The organism is Inquilinus limosus, assembly GCF_051487185.1.
Taxonomy (GTDB): domain Bacteria; phylum Pseudomonadota; class Alphaproteobacteria; order DSM-16000; family Inquilinaceae; genus Inquilinus; species Inquilinus limosus_F.
The window spans coordinates 1-20,086 of record NZ_JAHVDK010000025.1 but is presented as its reverse complement, the minus strand read 5'-3'; the positions used below and the strand labels follow the sequence as shown (position 1 = coordinate 20,086).

The following is a 20,086-nucleotide window of genomic DNA, read 5'->3' as shown; positions in this document are numbered from 1 at the left end:
GATGCTTCTCGCCATCGATGCGGGCAACACCAACATCGTCTTCGCCGTGTTCGATGGGGCGCAGCAGAAGGGCCAGTGGCGGATCGCCACCGACAGCCGCCGCACCTCCGACGAATATGCCGTCTGGCTGGTCTCGCTGATGGCGATGCGGGGCCTGCGACCGGTCGACATCAGCCGGTCGATCCTGTCCAGCGTGGTGCCGGCCGCCACCTTCAACCTGGTGAAGCTGTGCCGCGATCATTTCGGCACCGACCCGATGCGGGTCGGCGACCCGTCGGTCGAGCTCGGCATCAAGAACCTGCTCCCGAACCCGCGCGAGGCCGGGGCCGACCGCTTGGTCAACGCCGTCTCCGCCGGCGCCAGCTATCCCAAGCCGCTGATCGTGGTCGACATCGGCACCGGCACCACCTTCGACATCGTCAATGCCGATGGCGACTTCATCGGCGGCGTCATCGCCCCGGGACCCCAGCTCGCGCTCGACGCGTTGCACAAGGTGGCGGCCCAGCTGCCCAAGGTCGAGATCGTGCGGCCGGAGCGAGTGATCGGCCCCGGCACCATCCCGGCCATGCAATCCGGCATGTTCTGGGGCTATCTCAGCATGATCGAGGGGCTGATCACCCGCATCAAGCAAGAGCTGTCGCCGACCGGTACCCCTCCGGTCACGGTGATCACCACCGGCGGCCTCGGTAGCGTTTTCGCCCAGGCGACCGATATGATCGACCACATCGACAGCGAACTGACCCTGCGCGGACTGCGCCTCATCTACGAGCGAAACGCCACCACATGAATCTCTCTCCCGCGGTCAACGGCCCCGATGAAGCCCTCTATTTCCTGCCGCTCGGCGGCGCCGGGGAGATCGGGATGAACCTGTATCTCTACGGCCACGACGGCGCGTGGCTGATGGTCGATTGCGGGGTCACCTTCGCCGACGAATCGGTGCCGGGCGTCGACCTGATCGTGCCCGACCCGGTCTTCATCGAGCAGCGGCGCAAGGCCCTGCTGGGGCTGGTGATCACCCATGCGCATGAGGACCATATCGGCGCCATCACCCTCTTGTGGCCTGACCTGCGCTGCCCGATCTACGCCACGCCCTTCACCGCCGCGGTGCTGCGGATCAAGCTGCGCGAGACCGATTTCGCCGACCAGGTGACGATCATCGAGGTGCCGCTGGGCGGCGATATCGAGATCGGCCCCTTCGGCGTCGGCTTCATCACCATGACCCATTCGGTGCCGGAGCCGAACGCCCTGGTGATCCGGACCAGGCACGGCGCCGTGGTCCACACCGGCGACTGGAAGCTGGACCCGGCGCCGCAGATCGGCGCCGTGACCGACGAGGCGACGCTGCGCCAGCTCGGCGACAAGGGCGTGATCGCGGTGATGGGCGACAGCACCAACGCCCTGACCCCCGGCCGCTCCGGCTCGGAGGAGGAGGTGCGCGAGGGCCTGGCCCGGGTGATCGCGGCCCAGCCGAACCGCGTCGTCGTCACCTGCTTCTCCTCCAACGTCGCGCGCATCCGCAGCGTGGCGCTGGCGGCGCAGCAGGCCGGGCGGCAATGCGCCCTGGTCGGCCGGTCGCTGTGGAAGATCATGGAGGCGGCGCAGAGCACCGGCTACATGACCGACCTGCCGGAGCCGTTCCTGCGCGAGGACGAGGCCGGCTACATCCCGCGCGACAGAATCGTGCTGGTCTGCACCGGCAGCCAGGGCGAGGCGCGCTCGGCCCTGTCGCGCATCGCCGGCGACAGCCATCCGCACATCACGCTCGAGGCCGGCGACACGGTGATCTTCTCGGCCCGCGAGATCCCGGGCAACGAGAAGGCGATCGGCCGGGTGCAGAACGCGCTGGTGGCCCAGGGCGTCACCCTGATCACGCCGGACGACGCCATGGTCCACTGCTCCGGCCACCCGGCGCGGGACGAGCTGACCACCCTCTACCAATGGCTGAAGCCGCAGGCCGTGGTGCCGGTGCATGGCGAGGAACGGCACATGCGCGCCCATGCGGCGCTGGCGGAGGCGGGGCAGGTGGCGCAGACGCTGGTGCCGCGCAACGGGGCCCTGATCCGCCTGGCGCCCGGCCCGCTGGAGATCGTCGACAATGTCGAACACGGCCGGCTGGCGCTGGACGGGCACCATCTGGTGCCGCTGGGTGGCGAGGCGATCCGCGACCGCCAGCGCATCATCCACAACGGCGCCGCGGTGGTGACGCTGGTGCTCGACCGCGACGGCCGGATGGCGGCGGACCCGAAGGTGGCGCTGCTCGGCATCGAGGACGCCGAGGACCAGGCCGACAGCGAGGCCGAGGTGGCGGAGGAGGTGCGCTCCGCGATCGAGAGCCTGCCACGGGCCCAGCGCAACGACGATGCCGCGATCAGCGAGACGGCGCGGGTGACGGTGCGGCGCACGATCCGCAGCTGGCACGGCAAGAAGCCGGTCACCGAAGTGCATCTGATCCGGCTGTGACATGATCGGCCGGCTCAACCACGTCGCCATCGCGGTGCCGGACCTGGCGGCGGCGTCGCGCCTCTACCGCGAGACGCTGGGGGCGGAGGTGTCGGCGCCGGTCGACCTGCCGGAGCACGGGGTGACCACGGTCTTCGTCACCCTGCCCAACACCAAGATCGAGCTGCTGCATCCGCTGGGCGAGGGCTCGCCGATCGCCAGGTTCCTGGAGCGCAACCCGAAGGGCGGCATCCACCATCTCTGCTACGAGGTCGAGGACATCCTGGCGGCGCGCGACCGGCTGGTCGCGGCGGGGCTGCGCGTGCTCGGCGACGGCGAGCCGAAGATCGGCGCGCACGGCAAGCCGGTGCTGTTCCTGCATCCGGCCGATATCGCCGGCACCCTGACCGAGATCGAGCAGGTCTAGGACGAAAAGACCCATGTCGCCCGGCACAGCGGGCGAGTAAGAGGCAAGCAGTCCGGGAGGTCAGCGCATGGGCCTGTTCAGCGGCATCGTCGTCTTCGTCATCATCTGGTGGACCGTGATCTTCGCGGTCCTGCCCTGGGGCGTGCGGCCCCAGGTCGACGACGCGGAGCCGGGCCATCAGGTCGGGGCGCCGGCCAATCCGCGGATGGGACGCAAGGTGCTGATCACCACCGCCATCAGCATCGTGCTATGGCTGGTGATCTATGTTCTGATCAGCGAGAACGTGTTCTCCTTCCGGGATTGGGCCGAATCATGGACGAAGGGGCAGTACTGAACACTCCGGCGCCGGCGAAGACCTACTGCGCCTTCGCCGAGAGCGATCCGCTGCACAAGGCCTATCACGACACCGAATACGGCTTTCCGGCCCGTGACGACGCGGTGTTGTTCGAGCGGCTGATCCTCGAGATCAACCAGGCCGGCCTGTCCTGGGATCTGATGCTGAAGAAGCGCGAGAGCTTCCGCCGCGCCTATGCCGGGTTCGACATCGATAAGGTGGCGGCCTTCGGCGAGGCCGACCGCGTCCGCCTGCTGGCCGATCCCGGTGTCATCCGCAACCGGCTGAAGGTCGATGCCGCGATCGACAACGCCCGCCGGCTGCAGGCGATCCGCGACAGCCACGGCAGCTTCGCCGCCTGGCTCGACGCCCATCACCCGCTGACCAAGGCGGAATGGGTGAAGCTGTTCAAGAAGACCTTCCGCTTCACCGGCGGCGAGATCGTGGGCGAGTTCCTGATGAGCCTGGGCTACCTGCCCGGCACCCATCACCCGGACTGCCCGGTCTATGCCCGGATCCTGGCGCTCGATCCGCCCTGGCGGCGCGAACCTTAGGCGCGCCTGGCTCGGAGCCTCGAACAGGTGCAGGATCCAGAAGACCTGACGAGCGTCGCATCCATTCAGCCGCTCCCGTCAAGTTCGTCTAAACTTCAATATAGACAGAGCCTCAGCAGGATTGTTGGAGTCTCGGCCGATTATACTTGTATGCACGATTGCTGTGGCTAAGATCATCTGAAAATTTCCTCGCCACCACAGCCGGAATGGACTGATGGTACGGCTCGCGTTGCTGCTGCTCGGCGCAGAAGCCGTGCGGAGACACTGGGGATTTCTTGCCGCATTCGGCCTGCTCTGGGGTGCGCTCGGCATCGGCCTCTTCGTCGACGGCCTGGACAACGTCCCGTATTTCCCGATCCATACCTTCGCCTATCTGCTGCTGGTCGACGCCGCCATCGCCCTGCTGCTGGCGCCGGCCGGGATCGGGGCGCAGAAATGGCTGCGTTCTGTTCGGGGCCTTTCGCTCATCGTCATCTCGCTGCTGATCCTCGACCCGCACCGCGCCAGCAATGTCATACTCGCGATGCTGTTCGGCCTCGGCCTGGCCCTGGATGCGGGCCTGAGGATCGCCGCCGCCACCGTCGTCCGCTTTCCCGGCTGGCGCCTGTCTGTCGCGGCGGCCGTGGTGGAGCTGCTCCTGGCCGCCTTCATCCTCGAACCCTGGCCGACTTGGTACGCCGGCACCGTGGAGCTCTGCGTCAGCGTCGCCCTGATGCTCTCGGCCTGGGCCATTCTCCGGCTTGCCCTGCGGCTGCGCCGCCTGCCGGAGCATGTGCTGCTGCCGCAGTTGCTGGCCCGGGGCGGTGCCGGGATCGAGGTGGCGGCCGGGGAAGCCGGCGCCATCGAGCCGCCCGGTCCGCTGATCGTCCATGTCTGGACGCCCTTCGGCTCGGCCAAGGATCCGGTCCACCGGCCGATCATCGACCGCTACATCGCGGCGGTCGACGGGAAAGGCGTCATCTCCACCGGCCACGCCGCCCTGGAGATGCCACCCGACCTCTATATCAGCCACTATCCCGCGGTGGAGCTCGACCACTCGCCCGAGGATTTCGGCCGGATCCTGCGGGCGACCGCGGAGAACGACGTCCCCGGCCGCTTCCAGCCGAGCTATGCCGAGGAGGCGGCGGGCTGGTGCGAGTCCAACGCCAAGGTCGTGTTCCGCGACTACGACCCGGCCAGGCTGCGCGCCTTTTGGGACGGCTACGGCCGGGACAACACCTACAATCTCACCAACCGCAACTGCTCCAGCACCGTGGCCCATGCCCTGGAGGTCGCGTTGGAAGGGGTGCTCGGCCGCCGCCGCAGCTGGATGGCCGTCCTGCGCATGATCCTCAGCTCAGAGCTCTGGATCGCGAGCCAGCTCCGCAAACGGGCCGAGACGATGGCGTGGACTCCCGGCCTGGTGCTCGACTATGCGCGGGCGCTGAATGGCATCGTGCATCCGCCGCCGGCGCCCTGGCAGGTTGTCGGACGGGCATCGCGGCACCTGTCTCACCGCCTGTGGCCGAGGCACCTCAGGGCAGACCGGTCCCGGGTCGATGGCGGCCCGGCCGATCTCGAAGGCTGAGGAGGATGCGCCCCGCGGCTGTCGACACGGTGGGACGGTCATGACGGACGCCGAGATCGGTCTGCAGCCGCGCCGGCAGCTCGCGAGCCGGGCGGTGGTCGTGGCCACCGCGACGATCTTCGGCCTGACCTACGGCCTGGCGGCGCCATTGATCGCCCTGCAGCTGACGGAGCGGGGCTATGAGGAGACCGTCATCGGCCTCAACGCCGCCCTGCATGCCGTCGGGGTGCTGGCGGTCGCGCCGGCCCTGCCGCGTCTTGCCCGGCGCTGGGGCGCGCGGCGGCTCGTCCTGTTCGCCCTGGCCGGGGCGGCGGCTGCCCTGGCCCTGTTTCCTTTGGCGCCGGTCATCTGGCTCTGGTTCCCCCTCCGCTTCTGCCTCGGGGTGGCGTCCGAGATCCTGTTCGTGATGTCGGAAACCTGGCTGAACCAGTTGAGTGACGAGCGGAGCCGGGCCAGGACCATGGCTGTCTATACGGCCTCGCTGTCCCTCGGCTTCGCCCTCGGCCCGGTGATCCTCGCCACCGTCGGCTCCGACGGCGCGCCGCCGTTCCTGGCCGGCAGCGCGATCGCGGTCCTGGCGCTGCTGGTCATGACCGCGTTCAAGGTCGAGGCTCCGGGCTTCGAAGAGCCGACCACGGGCCGCCTGGCGCAGTATCTCGGGCTCGCGCCGATCGCCATCGGCAGCACCGCGCTCAACGCCGCGGTCGAGACTGCGGGCCTGTCCTTCGTGGCGCTCTACGCCATCGGCCTCGGCTGGGGTGAGGGGGCGGCGACGCTCCTGGTGACCACGCTGATGATCGGCGCGATCCTGCTGCAGTTGCCGATCGGCTGGCTCGGCGACCGCATGGACCGGCGGCGCCTCGTGCTGATCCTGGGCCTGCTGTCCGGGGGCGGCGCGCTGATCTGGCCCTTCGTCATCGGCATCCCGTTGCTGGCCTATCCGTTGATCTTCCTCTGGGGCGGCGTGTTCGTCGGTATCTACACGATCATGCTGACGGTGGTGGGCAGCCGCTTCCAGGGCAGCGACCTGGTCGCGATCTATGCCCTGATGTCGCTGGCCTGGGGGCTGGGAGCGCTGCTGGGACCCACCCTGGCCGGCCTGGCCATGGACGCCGTTCCGCACGGCCTGCCGATCTTCGTCGCCCTGATCTGCCTCGCCTTCGCGGGATACGTCAAAGCCGCCCGAAGCCAGACTTGAACGAGAGGCTGCCGGGGCGACAAGGCGCTGCCGAAGCCGGGCTGATGGCTGCCGTCCGGCATATGTATTCATGCACAAAAAAACGGCAGGGCCGAAGCGCCTGCCGGTCGAAAACCTGTCCTTATAATTGAGTCCGGCGGACTTTCGTCCTGCCCGCACTCCCGACAGTTTCCTCCCTAAACTCGAGCCTGCCCTTGTCGCTTTTATTGTTCAGGCGAGCCGGACCTTAGCGAGGATTAGCGCGGCTGTCACGCAGAATCGCATGCCCCCCATGCGGTCAGATCAGAGCGAATTTCAGCACGAACAGGACCGCCAGGATCGCCACTGCCGGATGGGATGTCCCGCACGCGGCCGGCGAGCAGCTTGACGCCGGCATATGTGATGAAGCCGAAGGCTATTCCCTGGGCGATTGAGTAAGCCAGCGGCATCGCCGCCGCGCAGACAACGGCGGGCACGAATTCCGTCATGTCCTCCCACTCGATCTCGGCCAGGCCGGAAGATTCGAAAGGCGGCGGAACCCTGCATGGACAGGCCGCCGGTCCTTCCCTAAAGTCGCGCGCCTGTAGTGTCTCAACGGTTCCAGACGGAAGCCCGCTCGATGCGCCTGTCCCAGTTCTTTCTGCCCACCCTGAAGGAGACTCCCAGCGAGGCACAGATCGTGTCGCATCGCCTGATGCTGCGCGCCGGCATGATCCGGCAGCAGGCGGCCGGCATCTATTCGTGGCTGCCGCTGGGCTTTCGGGTGCTGAAGAAGATCGAGCAGATCGTGCGCGAGGAGCAGAACCGCTTCGGCTGTCAGGAGATCCTGATGCCGACGATCCAGCCCGCCGATCTGTGGCGCGAAAGCGGCCGCTACGACGACTACGGCAAGGAGATGCTGCGAATCCGCGACCGCAGCGACCGCGACATGCTGTACGGGCCGACCAACGAGGAGATGGTCACCGACATCTTCCGCGCCTCGGTGAGGAGCTACAAGCAGCTGCCGCAGCTGCTGTACCACATCCAGTGGAAGTTCCGGGACGAGGTGCGCCCCCGCTTCGGCGTGATGCGCGGTCGCGAGTTCCTGATGAAGGACGCGTACAGCTTCGACATCGACTACGAGGCGGCGCGGAAGTCGTACAACAAGTTCTTCGTCTGCTATCTCAGCACCTTCGCCCGGATGGGGCTGAAGGCGGTGCCGGTCAAGGCCGACACCGGCCCGATCGGCGGCGACCTGAGCCACGAGTTCCAGATCCTGGCCGACACCGGCGAGAGCCAGCTCTATGTCGACCCGCGCGTGCTCGAGCTCGACACCGAGGCGCGGCAACTCGGCCCCGAGGACGATCTGGCCGCCTTCGTCGAGCGCGTCACCAGCCTCTACGCCGCGGCGGACGAGCTGCACGACCCGGCCAAGTGCCCGATCCCCGAATCCGAGCTGCAGACCCGGCGCGGCATCGAGGTCGGCCACATCTTCTATTTCGGCACCAAGTACTCCGAGCCGATGGGCGCGGTGGTCGCCGGGCCGGACGGCACCCCGCGGCCGGTCGAGGGCGGCAGCTACGGCATCGGCGTGTCGCGCCTGGTCGGCGCCATCATCGAGGCCAGCCATGACGAGGCCGGCATCATCTGGCCGGATGCGGTGGCGCCCTTCGATGTCGGGCTGATCAATCTGAAGCCGGGCGACGCCGCCTGCGACGCGGCGGCCCAGGACCTGTACCAGCGCTTCCGCAACGCCGGGCTTGACCCGCTCTACGACGACCGCGACGAGCGGGCGGGGGCGAAGTTCGCCGAGATGGACCTGATCGGCCTGCCCTGGCAGGTGGTGATCGGGCCGCGCGGCGCCGCCGCCGGCACGGCCGAGATCAAGCGCCGGGCCACCGGCGAGAAGATCGAGCTGCCGCTCGACGCGGTGGTGGCGCGGATCAAGGGCTGAGCCCGCGACCCGCGCGCGGCCGCCCGCATGTTCAACGCCTTCGAACGGAAAGTCGCCTTCCGCTACCTGCGGGCCCGCAGGAAGGAGGGCTTCATCTCCGTCATCGCCGGCTTCTCCTTCCTCGGCATCCTGCTGGGCGTGGCGACGCTGATCATCGTCATGTCGGTGATGAACGGCTTCCGCGCGCAGCTGGTGCAGCGCGTGCTGGGCCTCGACGCCCATCTCAAGGTCAGCGCCGCGGCCGGCGCCGGCCTGCCGGATTACGGCCCGCTGGCCGACAAGCTGCGGCAGGTGCCGGGCGTGGTGCAGGTGACGCCGGTGATCGAGGATCAGGCGCTGGTCAGCCGCGATTCCGACTTCACCAGCCTGCAGGGCGCGCCGGTCGAGATTCAAGGGGTCGAGCCGGCGGATTTCCTGGGCCGTCCGGCGATCGCCCGATCGCTGCTGATCGACAGGCCGGAGGATTTCTCCGGCACCGATGTGATCGCCATCGGCAGCGGCCTGGCCGCCCAGTTCGGCGTCCGCCTGGGCGACGAGCTGACGTTGGTCACGCCGCGGTTCAACCGTACCGCCTTCGGCTCGGTGCCGCGGGCCAAGACCTACGCCGTGGCCGCGATCTTCACCACCGGCCTGCAGGAGGTCGATAGCCTGACCGTCTACATGCCGCTCGAGGCGGCGCAGCAGCTGTTCCAGATGAAGGGCCAGGCCGGCGGGCTCGACCTCTTCACCACCGATCCGGAGCGGCTCGACGCCGTGCGCGCGCAGGTGGCCGAGGCGGTGGGGCCGGAGCTCAAGGTGTCGGACTGGCGCGACGCCAATGCCACCATCTTCACGGCGCTGCAGGTCGAGCGCAGCGCCATGTTCATCATCCTGACTCTGATCATCCTGGTGGCGGCCTTCAACATCATCTCCAGCCTGGTGATGCTGGTGAAGGACAAGGGCGGCGACATCGCCATCCTTCGCACCATGGGCGCCTCGCGCGGCGCCATCCTGCGCATCTTCTTCCTGACCGGCGCCACCATCGGCGTGGTCGGCACCCTGGCCGGGCTCGCCCTCGGCCTGGGGCTCGCCGCCAATGTCGATGCCATCCGCGAGTGGCTGCAGCGGGTGCTGGGACCGGGCACCTTCGCCGCCGAATTCAGCTTCCTGGCCTCGCTGCCGGCGCTGGTTGATCCCGGGCAGGTGATCGCGGTCTGCCTCATCGCCCTCGGCCTGACCTTCCTGGCCTCGATCTTCCCGGCCTGGCGGGCGGCCCGGCTCGATCCGGTGGAGGCCCTGCGCTATGAGTGACGCCGCCATGACGCCTTCCGGTCCCGAAGTGCTGCGCCTGGAAGGCATCCGCCGTAGCTTCCAGCAGGGCGAGACGCGGCTCGACGTGCTGCGCGGCGCCGACCTGTCGCTGGCCGAGGGGCAGATCGTGGCCCTGGTCGGCCCCAGCGGCGCCGGCAAGTCGACCCTGCTGCACATCGCCGGCCTCTTGGAGCAGCCGGATAGCGGCGCCATCAGCATCGCCGGCCAGCGCTGCGACGGGCTCGGCGACGGGCCGCGCACGGCGCTGCGCCGCTCGGCCATCGGCTTCGTCTACCAGTTCCATCACCTGCTGCCGGAGTTCAGCGCCTTCGAGAATGTGGTGCTGCCGCAGATGATCGCCGGGCGCCCGCGCGCGGAGGCCCGCAAGCGCGGGCGCGAGCTCCTGGCCCGGGTCGGCCTGGCCGGCCGGTTGGAGCATCGCCCGGCCCAGCTCTCGGGCGGCGAGCAGCAGCGCGTCGCCATCGCCCGGGCGCTGGCCAACGCGCCGAAGGTGCTGATCGCCGACGAGCCGACCGGCAATCTCGACCATGCGACCGCGGAATCGGTGTTCGAGATGCTGGTCGAGGTGGTGCGCTCGGCCGGCGTCGGCGCCCTGATCGCCACCCACAACCTGGAGCTGGCCGCGCGCATGGACCGGGTGGTGGAGATGCATGACGGCGTGCTGGTGGAGCGTTAGGGGGTACGGCGGGGTGTCTGCTCCATGATATACTTTGAAAAATGTATATGGATGGAGGATGCCGTGCAGGTTGCCAGATGGGGAAACAGCTTGGCCGTGCGCTTGCCTGCCGCCGTGGTCGAGGCGCTGAACCTGAAGGAAGGCGACGAGATCGAAATCCACGTCCAGGACGAACGGGAGTTCGGCGTCTCGCGCAAGCCTGGCCGGGAGGAATGGCTGGCCCGGCTTCGCGCGTTTCGCGGCCGCCTGCCCGCGGACTTCAAGTTCGACCGGGACGAGGCGAATGCCCGGTAGTTTCTTCGATTCGAACGTCCTGCTCTACATCGCCTCCGCGGATAGGGCGAAGGCAGATCGGGCGGAACGCCTGATCGCCGAAGGCGGTACGATCAGCGTCCAGGTGCTGAACGAGATCGCGAATGTGGCGCGCCGGAAGATGGCGCTGTCGTGGGAGGAGACGCGGGCATTCCTGTCGGCGATGCGTGCCCTTCTGCCGGTCCAGCCGCTGACCACGGCGCTTCACGAGATGGGCCTCGCCGTCGCCGAGCGATACGGCTTCTCGATCTACGACGCCATGATCGTCGCCGCGGCGCTCCAGGCCGACTGCGAGACGCTGTGGTCGGAGGACATGCAGCACGGGCTGGTCGTCGAGGGCCGGCTGCGGATCGCCAACCCCTTCGCAACGACGCCCGGCTCCTGAAAATCCCCATGTTCAATGCCTTCGAGCGCAAAGTCGCCTTCCGCTATCTGCGGTCCCGCCGCGGCCAGGGCTTCGTCTCGCTGATCGCCGGCTTCTCCCTGCTCGGCATCGTCATCGGCGTCGCCACGCTGATCACCGTCACCTCGGTGATGAACGGCTTCCAGACCGAGCTGCTGGCCCGGTTCCTCGGCCTCAACGCCCATGTCAGCGTCGCGCCCCTGGGCGGCCGCGCCATCGCCGATTACGAGGCGGTGGCGGGACGGCTGCGCGGGGTCGAGGGCGTCACCCGGGTGGTGCCGGTAGTCCAGGGCATGGCGCTGGCCAGCGCCGGCAAGGCCTCGGCCGGGGTCGAGATCCGCGGCGAGCGCCCGGAGGAATTCCTGGCTCGGCCGCTGATCGCGCAGGCCCTGCAGCTGCAGTCGCCCGACGCCCTCGCCGGCGGCGATACTGTCGCGATCGGCAAGGGCCTGGCCGAGAAACTCGGCCTCGGCCTGGGCGGCCGCCTGACGCTGCTGGCCCCGGGTGCCGCCGGGCAGGGGGAGCAATCCGCCGGCCCGACGGCGCGCGCCTTCACCGTGGCCGCGATCTTCGATGCCGGCCTCTATCAGTTCGACACCGGCGTCGCCGTCCTGCCGCTGGAGACGGCGCAGTCTTTCCTCGGCCTCAAGGGCGTGTCCCGGCTCGACCTCTATCTGCGCGATCCGGACCGGATCGCCGAGATCGGCCCGGCCCTGCAGCGGGCCGCCGGCCCCGGCGTCCGCTTCTTCGACTGGAAGCAGGCGCTGAGCGGCTATCTCGACATCATCGCCGGCCAGCGCAACGTGATCTTCGTGATCCTGTCGCTGATCGTGCTGGTGGCCGCCTTCAACATCATCTCCAGCCTGATCATGCTGGTGAAGGAGAAGGGCGGCGACATCGCCATCCTGCGCACGATGGGCGCCTCGCGCGGGTCGATCCTGCGCATCTTCTTCCTGGCCGGCGCAACCATCGGGGTGATCGGCACCCTGGCCGGGCTCGGCCTCGGCATCGCCCTGGCCGACAGCCTCGAGACGCTGCGCCAGGGGCTGCAGCAGCTGACCGGCACGCCGATCTTCGACCCCCGGCAGTACCAGCTGACCCGGATCCCGACCGAGATCGACACGGGTGAGGTCGTGCTGGTCTGCGGCATGGCGCTGGTGCTGTCCTTGCTGGCCTCGATCTACCCGGCCTGGCGGGCCGCGCGGCTCGATCCTGTCGAGGCCTTGCGGTACGAGTGAGCGCTTTGGAGGCGATCGGCGCGCTTCAGCCGATTGCACGGCGGGGGCGAGGCGCGGCGGCAAGCGCGACGACGGCCACGGCGAGAGGGGCGAAGGACAGCCAGAGGACCGTGGTCCACCCGTAGGATGTCAGCAGGCTGCCGGACAGGAAGGATCCGAAGGCCATGGTCCCGAACACGACGAAGTCGTTGAGCGACTGCACCCGCGCCCGTTCCTCGGGGGCGTGGCAGTCGAGCACCATGGCCGAAGCGCCCACGAAGCCGAAGTTCCAGCCGAGGCCGAGCAGGATCAGCGTCAGCCAGAAATGCGCGACATCCACGCCCGTCAGCCCGACCGCGGCGGACGCGGCGGTCAGGACCAGCCCGGCCGTCACCACGCGAGCCGCGCCGAAACGCGTGATCAGCCGCCCGGTGAAGAAGCTGGGCGCATACATCGCGATCACATGCCACTGCAGCCCGAGATTGGACGATTCCTGTGACAGGCCGCACATCTGCATCGCCAGGGGCGCGGCCGTCATGAGGAAGTTCATGAGCAGGTAGGACACGACCCCGCAGATCACGGCGGTGATGAAGCGCGGCTGGCGCGCGACGGTGCCGAGCGGGCGGCCGCCGGCTTTTCCTGCCGCCGCCGTCGGCGTGGGAAGCCGGACGCCGAGCAGGATCAGGGCGGACACCGCGGCCACGGCGGCCTGCGCCAGGAAGGTGGCGGCGAACAGGTGCGGCGGCCACAGATTCATGGTGGTGGTGACGAGCTGCGGGCCGATGACCCCGGCGGCCACCCCGCCCGCCATCACGGCGGAGAGCGCCCGCGGCCGCCGCTCCGGCGGCGCGCAATCGGCGGCCGCGAAGCGGAAGGACAGCACCACGGCTGCATAGGCCCCGCCGAAGAACGTCGCCAGGCAGAACAGCCAGAAGGAGCCCAGAACCACCGCCAGGGCCGCCAGCAGGCCGACGAGCAACCCGCATCCCGTCCCCGCCAGGAAGGCGGCGCGGCGGCCGTGGCGCTGCGCGATCGTGCCGGCGGGCAGGGTGCAGGCGGCCATCCCGACGACGAAGATGGAGATGGGCAGAGTCGCGAGCGCCTTGCTGGGCGCCAGCATGTTGCCGACGATCGCTCCCGTCGCGTAGACGACCGTCGAGTTCGCTCCGGCGAGCGCCTGCGCGACAGCCAGCCTGAGGACATTGCCGCGCTCGTGTTCGTAAAGGGCAGCGGCTGAAAACCCGGCCGCGGTGCCGGCATTGACGTGCGACATGATGGTCCTCAGGTCGGAAGAAGGGCGTGCTCTCCTGCGCCGAAACTATCCTTCCATGTGATGGCTGTCTTTCGACGGACTGACAATCTATGTAGATTATCAGACAAACCCGGAGACTGATCATGACCTGGGAGACGATCACGGCGCCACCTGACGCGGCTCCCCCGAGGCCGATGACGGTCCGTGCGCAGTCCATTCCGGCGCGCCACCACTTCCCGGAGCACGAGCACCGCTGGAACCAGGTGGTCTACGCCATTTCCGGGGTGCTGACGGTGGCGGTGACGGGCCGCTCCTTCGTGATCTCGCCGGAGCAGGCGGTATGGCTGCCGACCGGCACGCCGCACCGGGTCGGATCGCTGCTGGGGGCGGAGTTCCGCAGCCTCTGGATCGCCCACGAGGCTGGAGCCGGCCTTCCGAAGAGCCCCACGGTCTTCAGCGTTTCGCCACTGCTGCAGGCCCTGATCGTCGAGGCCGCCGCGATCGAGGGACAGGACGATCCGGACGGCTACTCAGGGCGTGTCGTTGGCCTGATCCTCGATCAGCTCCGGCGCGCGCGGCCCCTCCCGGGCGCGCTCCCCTGGCCGCGGGAAGGGGCCCTGGCAACCCTATGCGAGACCCTCTATGCCGACCCGGCCGATCCACGCGGTCCGGAGGAGTGGGGGCGAGAGCTCGGAATGTCGGCCCGGACGCTGGCCCGCCGCTTCGAGGCGGGGTTGGGCATGAGCCTGCGCTCCTGGCGGCGGCGCCTGCGGCTGTTCAAGGCGATCGAGCTGCTGGGCGGCGGCCTGGGCGTGACGCAGACGGCGATGGAGCTCGGCTACGGCTCGGCATCCGCCTTTGTCTACGCGTTCCGGACCGACATGGGCTGCAGCCCGCAGGCCTATATGCGGAGGCGTCTGCCGGACCGGGGCGCCCTCGCGTCATCTCATGCGTAAGCGTCCCGGCTCAACTTTGGACCTCGACGCGCCGAACCGTCGCTTTGGGTGAGGAGCGGCCTTAAGGCTCTGCGGATCTTCAGGACACACCATTCGGCGCCTCCCACCACGGCACTTATGTTCCCGTAGATCGGTGCGGTGACTGTCCAGTAAGCGCCAGGTTTACGGATGGATGTCCGGGAACGCCGGCGCGCGGCGGTTGTGATCGTCGATGAACTGGATGATGGGCCCTCCGGCGAGTGGCCGTCCGTGTTCGGCGACGCCAAGATAACGACCGCGCAGCCGCCCCCCGGCTCGCGTTGACGCCGCCAAAGTGGGGGCCTATGCTTTCAAATAGTCGTGACAGATCACGCACTTAGGACCCGCGCACCAAAGGATCGCCGGAACGATCTGGCGGCGAGAAGAAGCGGCGCGGGCCAGGGAGGATCACATGTCCAGACTGTTGTCGGCTATCGCAGCCGGGTTGTGGCTCGTTGCGGGCGCAACCCTGGTGCAAGCGCAGGAGCCTCGCTATCGATTCGTGTTCGTATCCCACATCGGATCCAACGATCCCAACATGAAGTGGTTGACACTATCGATAGCGGAATTCGAAAAGCGCTACCCGGAGGTCAAGGTCGAGTACGTTTCGACTAACGAGTACAGCGTCCAAGCTCACGTGCAAATGCTCGAGCAGGCGATCGCTTCCAAGCCGGACGGCATCGCGGTTCCGATCGTCAGCACGGACGCCTTCGAACCGATCCTGTCAAGGGCGATCGAACAGGGAATTCCGGTGATCGCCTTCAACATCGAGGACAGTAGGCCCGAAGGCGAAAAGATCCCCTATCTCACCTATGTCGGTGGCGACGAGTATCAGACCGGCATGCAACTCGGCAAGTTCGCTCTGCAACAGGCGAAGGAGGGCAAGATCCCGTCGCCAACGAAGGTGCTATGCGCTGTTCACGACGCAGCGCACCAGGGGCTGCAACTGCGCTGCAAGGGCATGGAAGACGCAATGAAGGAGGCTGGAGCGCCGCTTGAACAGCTCTTCATTGGCGCCGACCCGGCCAAGGCGCGCAGCATTCTCCAGGCCTATCTACAGGCCAACAAGGATCAAGTGAATTACCTCTTCCACGTCGCGTCCTGGTCGGCGCCGTGGGGCTGGTCTGTGGCCAACGAGCTGAACTTGTCGCCGGACGTCGACGACAAGGGCATTACTGTCATCACCGTGGACGAAAGCCCGATTGCGCTCGAGGGCATTCGGGCCGGCCACATTCTCGCCACGCACAGCCAGGGGTTCTGGCTTCAGGGATACGAGCCGGCCCAGTGGCTGTACTTTTACAAGTCGCTCGGCTACACGCCGCCGCCGCGGTTGCAGGTTGGCCCGATCATCATTCACAGCGGCAACCTCGATACGTGGACGAAGCTCACCAAGACTGTGTTCGCCGAGAAGTATGACGAGATGGGCAAGTGGTAAGCGGTCCCCCGGGTATCCTGATGAGTTGATCGCGGCGGTGCGTCCTCGGCTTGGCGAACAACGAGGGCGCCCCGCCTGCGGAAAAGTGGGTGGGGAGTGTACTTGGGTTCGGGTGCCGCTGCGCCCGATCCTCAGCGCCGACAATCGGTCAGCGAACTTCTAGAACCCGACTGAACCGATCGGCTCGCCGGAGGGTCGCATGAGGCGGTCATGGTTCGAGGCGGTGCGTAGACGACCGGATGCCGGCACCATCGCCGGCACGCTGGCTTTAATTCTCGCTCTCACGGTGGTCGCCGGCGATGACTGGCTCAGCGTGTACGCGCTGGGCAATATCCTGCGCTACACGGCGATCATCGGGTTGATTGCCATCGGTCAAGCGCTGATGCTGATCAGCAGGGAAATCGATCTGTCGGTCGGCTCGGTCTATGGAATCGGGGCCATAGCCTTCATCAGCTTCGAGCCCTTCGTGGGTGTGACGGGCTCCTTCATCACAGCGATGATCCTGGTCGCGCTTATCGGAGCTTTCAATGGGCTGCTAAGTCTAAAGGGGCGGGTCTCGTCGATGATCATCACCCTTGGCGCGCTCTTCTTCTACCGAGGCGCAATCTACGTGACCACCGGCGGTACGGCGAGGAGCCTCGATGCCGAGGCGCGCGAACACTACCTGATCGATCTCCTCGGCGGAAACTACCTCTTCGGCTTCGAGAACGCGCTGCTTTGGCTCTTCCTTTGCCTTGTGTTCTTCAGCGTCCTTCTTTCGCGGACCGCGTTCGGCAATCACGTGCAGGCGGTCGGTGGGGACGAAACGAGCGCGTTGGCGCGCGCCGTTCGGGTCGGCAGGGTCAAGTGGAGCTGCTTTGTCTTGTGCTCGACCCTGGCCGGGTTTTCCGGAATCGTGACCATCGCCGATACACCTCACACCCATGTCACCCTCGGCGAGGACATGGAACTCGAATCCATCGCCTCTGCCGTCATCGGCGGCTGCCTATTGAGCGGTGGCCGGGGCTCGATCCTCGGCGCCGTTCTCGGCGCATTCATCATTTCTGCTATCCGCTATGAGCTCATCGCAATGGGCGCACCGCCGTACTGGTTCATCAGCTTCGTGGGCATCGTGCTTGTCCTCGCGGTCATGGGCAACACAGCACTGGCCCAGTGGTTGAGGCGCTCATGAACCCCATCGCAGCAGCAAGGTCGTCCCACACCGTGGCAGGACACCCGCTCGTCCAAATGAAGGATATCGGCCTCAGATTCGGCCATTTCCAGGCGCTGTCCCATGTCAGCGTCGACTTCGAGGCCAAACAGCTTGTCGCAGTCGTCGGCGACAACGGCGCCGGCAAGACGTGCCTCATTCGAATTCTTTGTGGAATCTATGCGCCTACGGAAGGCGAGGTTTTCGTCGCGGGGACCAGGATCACGAAATTCTCGCCGAAAGCGGCGAGCGAGCTGGGAATCGAAGCAATCCATCAAGGCATCGGCCTGTGCGACAACCTGTCCGTTGCGCGCAACGTGTTCCTGGGGCGCGAACCCACAGTGCGGTGGCTCGGTCTCCGCTTCCTTGATCTCGCCCAGATGCGCGAGCGGACGCAGGTTATCATTCGCAATTTCGGGCTGCGCGATAACGTCGATCCCGACGACGAAGTCGAGGTGATGTCCGGCGGCGAGCGCCAGTCGGTCAAGATTGGCCGCGCCGTGATGTTCGAAAAGCGGATCATCATCATGGACGAGCCGACCACCGCGCTGTCGGTTCGGGAGCGCCAGCATGTCCACGAGCTTGCGGTCAGATTGCGCAACGAAGGGCTGTTGGTGATCTTCATCAGCCACGATATCCACCAGGTCCATGCCATAGCCGACCGCATCGTCATCCTGGAAAACGGGCGCAAGATCGCGGACGTGGCGCAGGGCGACATGACGGCGGACGAACTGGAGGCCATTATCCGCTCGGGTGGCCGCTCGCTCAGGCTGTGAAGGCCAAGCCGGCACCTCCCAAAGCGGGCAACGATAGCAGGCGATGACGCGATCCACTGTCAAATTGGCGCGCAAGCACCCAGAGATCGGGGCGGTCGTCGTGGCCGCGTTCCTCGCCGTCCTGTTTACCGTGGTCTCCGGCGGAAGATGGAGCTCGACCGCGAACCTCCAGATCATCCTTCAGATCACGGCCATCCTCGGCATCATGGCAATCGGCCAGGCTCTGGTCATCATGAACGGCGAGATCGATATCTCCGTCGGATCCGTTTTCGGCATCTGTGCTCTGATCTACTTGGCGGTGGGGCGTGAGTTGGGCGCTCCAGCGGCGCTCGTGGTGTCGCTCGCCGCGGCAGCGGCCATCGGCTTCACCAACGGGCTCATGGTGCTGACAGGCGGCATCCCGGCGCTGATTGCGACGTTGGGGACGCTCTTCGTATTCCGCGGGATATCTTACGCCCTGACCAAGGGCTTTCACTTCGCCGCTTCCCGTGAACTCCGCAGTGACTCCATCTATCAAGTCTTCGGCGGAACGACGCTGGGCGGGTTCAACACCGCGATCGTTTGGTTCATCGTTCTCGTGGTCATTTTCCAGCTGGCTCTGTCCTCCGCGGTCTACGGCAATCATCTTCTCGCTGTGGGCGGCGACCTCGAGAGCGCCCGCGCGCGGGGGGTTCGCGTGGTCCGGACCAAGTGGGTCAACTTCGTCCTGTGCTCGACGCTGGCCGGCTTCGCCGGCGTGTTGGAGGCGGCCAAGCTGGGCTTCGCCGATGGCAGCTTCGGCCGGCTCATGGAACTGAAAGTCATCGCCGCAGCGGTCATGGGCGGCTGCCTGTTGGCGGGCGGGCGGGGGTCCATCATCGGCGCCGCCATCGGCGCCTTTGTGCTCAGCGGGATTCAGAGCCAACTGATCATCATGGGGGCGCAGCCGCAGTGGTTCGTGCTGCTCCTGGGTCTGATCGTCGTGTTGGCGGTGCTGGGCGACGCCACTCTGACACGCTGGCTGCGCCGATCTTGAACCGACAGGCAGGTGTCTTGGACCCATAGGGCAATATCCCTGGGCTTACTTCCAACGACCCAGGAGGATAGGTCATGCAAGCATGTCCGCACCGAGCCGTTGGCGGCCGCTGGCACATCACGCCAGACAGGCGGCCGTTCCGCCTCAGCGTCGGACCGGAAAGGGTGAACAGCGGCCGCGACGGCAGGCTCCCGGAGCGGACATGACCGGATGCGACCCGGAGCGGACTCGCCGACTTGATTCCGAGGTGGTCTCCACTGTCTGAAGCGCGCAGACCTAGCGTACGATATGGGGGGCACGTCATTCGACACAGCATGATGGTGTCCATTGTTCTCCCGATGCTAATTTCCAAATATGCTTCGCTGGCAACGCAATAACTCGATCATAATTTTAACAGAGAGGCGATGGCGAGAATGTGGCAGAATTTATTTGCCATCATAGTGTTCGCGTTCTATATCGGCGGATGCGGCAGAGAATTTGTAGATAGAAGGTCACCGATAGTAATTGCAGACGAATATATGAGACGCGAGAACCCTCAGCTACTGATAGAGCATCCTATCCGTAGTTTGGATCAGAACGCCCATGGCTGGCTGATTTATTATTTTCGGGATCCTCGCAAGCCAGAGCCGACAGTGTTCGGTAGTGGCTTTATCGTTTTTGTTGAGAAAAAAACGGGCAAGCCAATGTTTGGCGGTTTCCAGCAATAGCATCGAAATCACTGTTGAAGTGTGCAGCGGCTAAGGGTTGTTGCCTTAAAAGGTTTTTTTTCAGCCGACCTGTTCGATGTCCACCTTAGTGACGCGCCACTCGGGATTCGACGCTGTACTGACGCGTCCTCCTTGCGCCGGATAGGTCCGCTAACCGCCCGTTCCGGTCGGTCAGGCTTGCTGCGGCTGCCCGAAAGCTGCCGTCGCCCTCATCTCCGGATAGCGGACCTGAGCGCATGCGACCGAGGCCGTGTGGAAACGCGTGTGCGATGAGCGCTGGATGGGTTGCGGTGCAGTCGTTGTGACGGAATGTGAGGCCAGGCGTCAGGCCCGGATCGCCTGGAGTAGGCCGCCAACCCCGAGGATGGAGATCACACGCTTCATATTA

At 66.7% G+C, this 20,086-nt stretch carries 21 protein-coding genes; 19 read left to right on the top strand and 2 right to left on the bottom strand.

Features of this window, described 5'->3' with window-relative positions:
* The first annotated feature begins 1 nt into the window (after nt 1).
* The 7 genes from KXR53_RS25225 to KXR53_RS25195 all read left to right on the top strand — a co-directional run bounded on the left by KXR53_RS25225 (nt 2) and on the right by KXR53_RS25195 (nt 6,519).
* Entirely contained in the window at nt 2–787 is a 786-nt protein-coding gene (locus KXR53_RS25225; RefSeq protein ID WP_437378062.1) for a type III pantothenate kinase, read from the top strand.
* Nucleotides 784–2,460 (top strand): ribonuclease J, encoded by a 1,677-nt coding sequence (locus tag KXR53_RS25220; RefSeq protein ID WP_437378061.1) that lies wholly within the window; start codon nt 784–786, stop codon nt 2,458–2,460. The genes KXR53_RS25225 and KXR53_RS25220 overlap by 4 nt, the downstream gene beginning before the upstream one ends.
* Nucleotide 2,461: 1 nt before the next feature.
* Nucleotides 2,462–2,866, top strand: coding sequence for a methylmalonyl-CoA epimerase (mce, locus tag KXR53_RS25215; protein ID WP_437378060.1), 405 nt, complete (start codon nt 2,462–2,464; stop codon nt 2,864–2,866).
* Nucleotides 2,867–2,933: 67 nt separating this feature from the next.
* Entirely contained in the window at nt 2,934–3,200 is a 267-nt protein-coding gene (locus KXR53_RS25210) for a DUF1467 family protein (protein ID WP_437378059.1), read from the top strand.
* Complete coding sequence (locus KXR53_RS25205) at nt 3,179–3,754, top strand: DNA-3-methyladenine glycosylase I (protein ID WP_437378058.1); 576 nt, start codon at nt 3,179–3,181, stop codon at nt 3,752–3,754. Before KXR53_RS25210 ends, KXR53_RS25205 begins: the two co-directional genes overlap by 22 nt.
* 214 nt (nt 3,755–3,968) lie before the next feature.
* Nucleotides 3,969–5,321 carry a protease gene (locus KXR53_RS25200; RefSeq protein ID WP_437378057.1) on the top strand — a complete coding sequence of 451 codons (1,353 nt, stop codon included), beginning with the start codon at nt 3,969–3,971 and terminating at the stop codon, nt 5,319–5,321.
* Nucleotides 5,322–5,361: 40 nt separating this feature from the next.
* Nucleotides 5,362–6,519, top strand: coding sequence for an MFS transporter (locus KXR53_RS25195; protein WP_437378056.1), 1,158 nt, complete (start codon nt 5,362–5,364; stop codon nt 6,517–6,519).
* A 248-nt stretch (nt 6,520–6,767) separates the two neighbouring features.
* Here KXR53_RS25195 and KXR53_RS25190 read toward each other — a convergent pair whose 3' ends face one another.
* Nucleotides 6,768–6,986, bottom strand: coding sequence for a hypothetical protein (locus KXR53_RS25190; RefSeq protein WP_437378055.1), 219 nt, complete (start codon nt 6,984–6,986; stop codon nt 6,768–6,770).
* Nucleotides 6,987–7,117: 131 nt separating this feature from the next.
* On the opposite strand from KXR53_RS25190, the gene proS reads away from it, so the two are divergent.
* The 6 genes from proS to KXR53_RS25160 are packed head-to-tail and all read left to right on the top strand — an operon-like array spanning nt 7,118 to nt 12,371.
* Nucleotides 7,118–8,431, top strand: coding sequence for a proline--tRNA ligase (gene proS, locus KXR53_RS25185; RefSeq protein ID WP_437378054.1), 1,314 nt, complete (start codon nt 7,118–7,120; stop codon nt 8,429–8,431).
* 27 nt (nt 8,432–8,458) lie between these two features.
* On the top strand, nt 8,459–9,721 hold the full coding sequence (locus tag KXR53_RS25180; RefSeq protein WP_437378053.1) for a lipoprotein-releasing ABC transporter permease subunit: 1,263 nt from the start codon (nt 8,459–8,461) through the stop codon (nt 9,719–9,721).
* Complete coding sequence (locus KXR53_RS25175) at nt 9,714–10,418, top strand: ABC transporter ATP-binding protein (protein ID WP_437378052.1); 705 nt, start codon at nt 9,714–9,716, stop codon at nt 10,416–10,418. The genes KXR53_RS25180 and KXR53_RS25175 overlap by 8 nt, the downstream gene beginning before the upstream one ends.
* Nucleotides 10,419–10,469: 51 nt before the next feature.
* A complete protein-coding gene (locus KXR53_RS25170; protein WP_437378051.1) occupies nt 10,470–10,712 on the top strand; it encodes an AbrB/MazE/SpoVT family DNA-binding domain-containing protein in 243 nt (80 codons plus the stop codon).
* The gene (locus KXR53_RS25165; RefSeq protein WP_437378050.1) at nt 10,702–11,115 is read left to right on the top strand and encodes a PIN domain-containing protein; all 414 of its coding nucleotides are present in this window, start codon (nt 10,702–10,704) and stop codon (nt 11,113–11,115) included. The genes KXR53_RS25170 and KXR53_RS25165 overlap by 11 nt, the downstream gene beginning before the upstream one ends.
* Before the next feature lie 8 nt (nt 11,116–11,123).
* Nucleotides 11,124–12,371: a lipoprotein-releasing ABC transporter permease subunit gene (locus tag KXR53_RS25160; protein WP_437378049.1), complete on the top strand. Its 1,248-nt coding sequence runs from the start codon at nt 11,124–11,126 to the stop codon at nt 12,369–12,371.
* 25 nt (nt 12,372–12,396) lie between these two features.
* On the opposite strand, the gene KXR53_RS25155 is transcribed toward KXR53_RS25160, so the two are convergent.
* Nucleotides 12,397–13,623, bottom strand: coding sequence for an MFS transporter (locus tag KXR53_RS25155; protein WP_437378048.1), 1,227 nt, complete (start codon nt 13,621–13,623; stop codon nt 12,397–12,399).
* A 122-nt stretch (nt 13,624–13,745) separates the two neighbouring features.
* Between KXR53_RS25155 and KXR53_RS25150 the strand changes: the two genes are divergently transcribed.
* From KXR53_RS25150 to KXR53_RS25125, 6 genes are all read left to right on the top strand, one after another.
* Entirely contained in the window at nt 13,746–14,558 is an 813-nt protein-coding gene (locus KXR53_RS25150; RefSeq protein ID WP_437378047.1) for an AraC family transcriptional regulator, read from the top strand.
* Nucleotides 14,559–14,988: 430 nt separating this feature from the next.
* A complete protein-coding gene (locus tag KXR53_RS25145) occupies nt 14,989–16,011 on the top strand; it encodes a substrate-binding domain-containing protein (protein WP_437378046.1) in 1,023 nt (340 codons plus the stop codon).
* Nucleotides 16,012–16,210: 199 nt separating this feature from the next.
* Nucleotides 16,211–17,182 carry an ABC transporter permease gene (locus KXR53_RS25140; protein ID WP_437378045.1) on the top strand — a complete coding sequence of 324 codons (972 nt, stop codon included), beginning with the start codon at nt 16,211–16,213 and terminating at the stop codon, nt 17,180–17,182.
* Nucleotides 17,179–17,976, top strand: coding sequence for an ATP-binding cassette domain-containing protein (locus KXR53_RS25135; RefSeq protein ID WP_437378044.1), 798 nt, complete (start codon nt 17,179–17,181; stop codon nt 17,974–17,976). The genes KXR53_RS25140 and KXR53_RS25135 overlap by 4 nt, the downstream gene beginning before the upstream one ends.
* 43 nt (nt 17,977–18,019) lie before the next feature.
* Complete coding sequence (locus KXR53_RS25130) at nt 18,020–18,991, top strand: ABC transporter permease (RefSeq protein WP_437378043.1); 972 nt, start codon at nt 18,020–18,022, stop codon at nt 18,989–18,991.
* Between the two features lie 404 nt (nt 18,992–19,395).
* Nucleotides 19,396–19,698, top strand: a complete 303-nt coding sequence (locus KXR53_RS25125) for a hypothetical protein (protein ID WP_437378042.1) — start codon at nt 19,396–19,398, stop codon at nt 19,696–19,698.
* Nucleotides 19,699–20,086 lie beyond the last annotated feature (388 nt).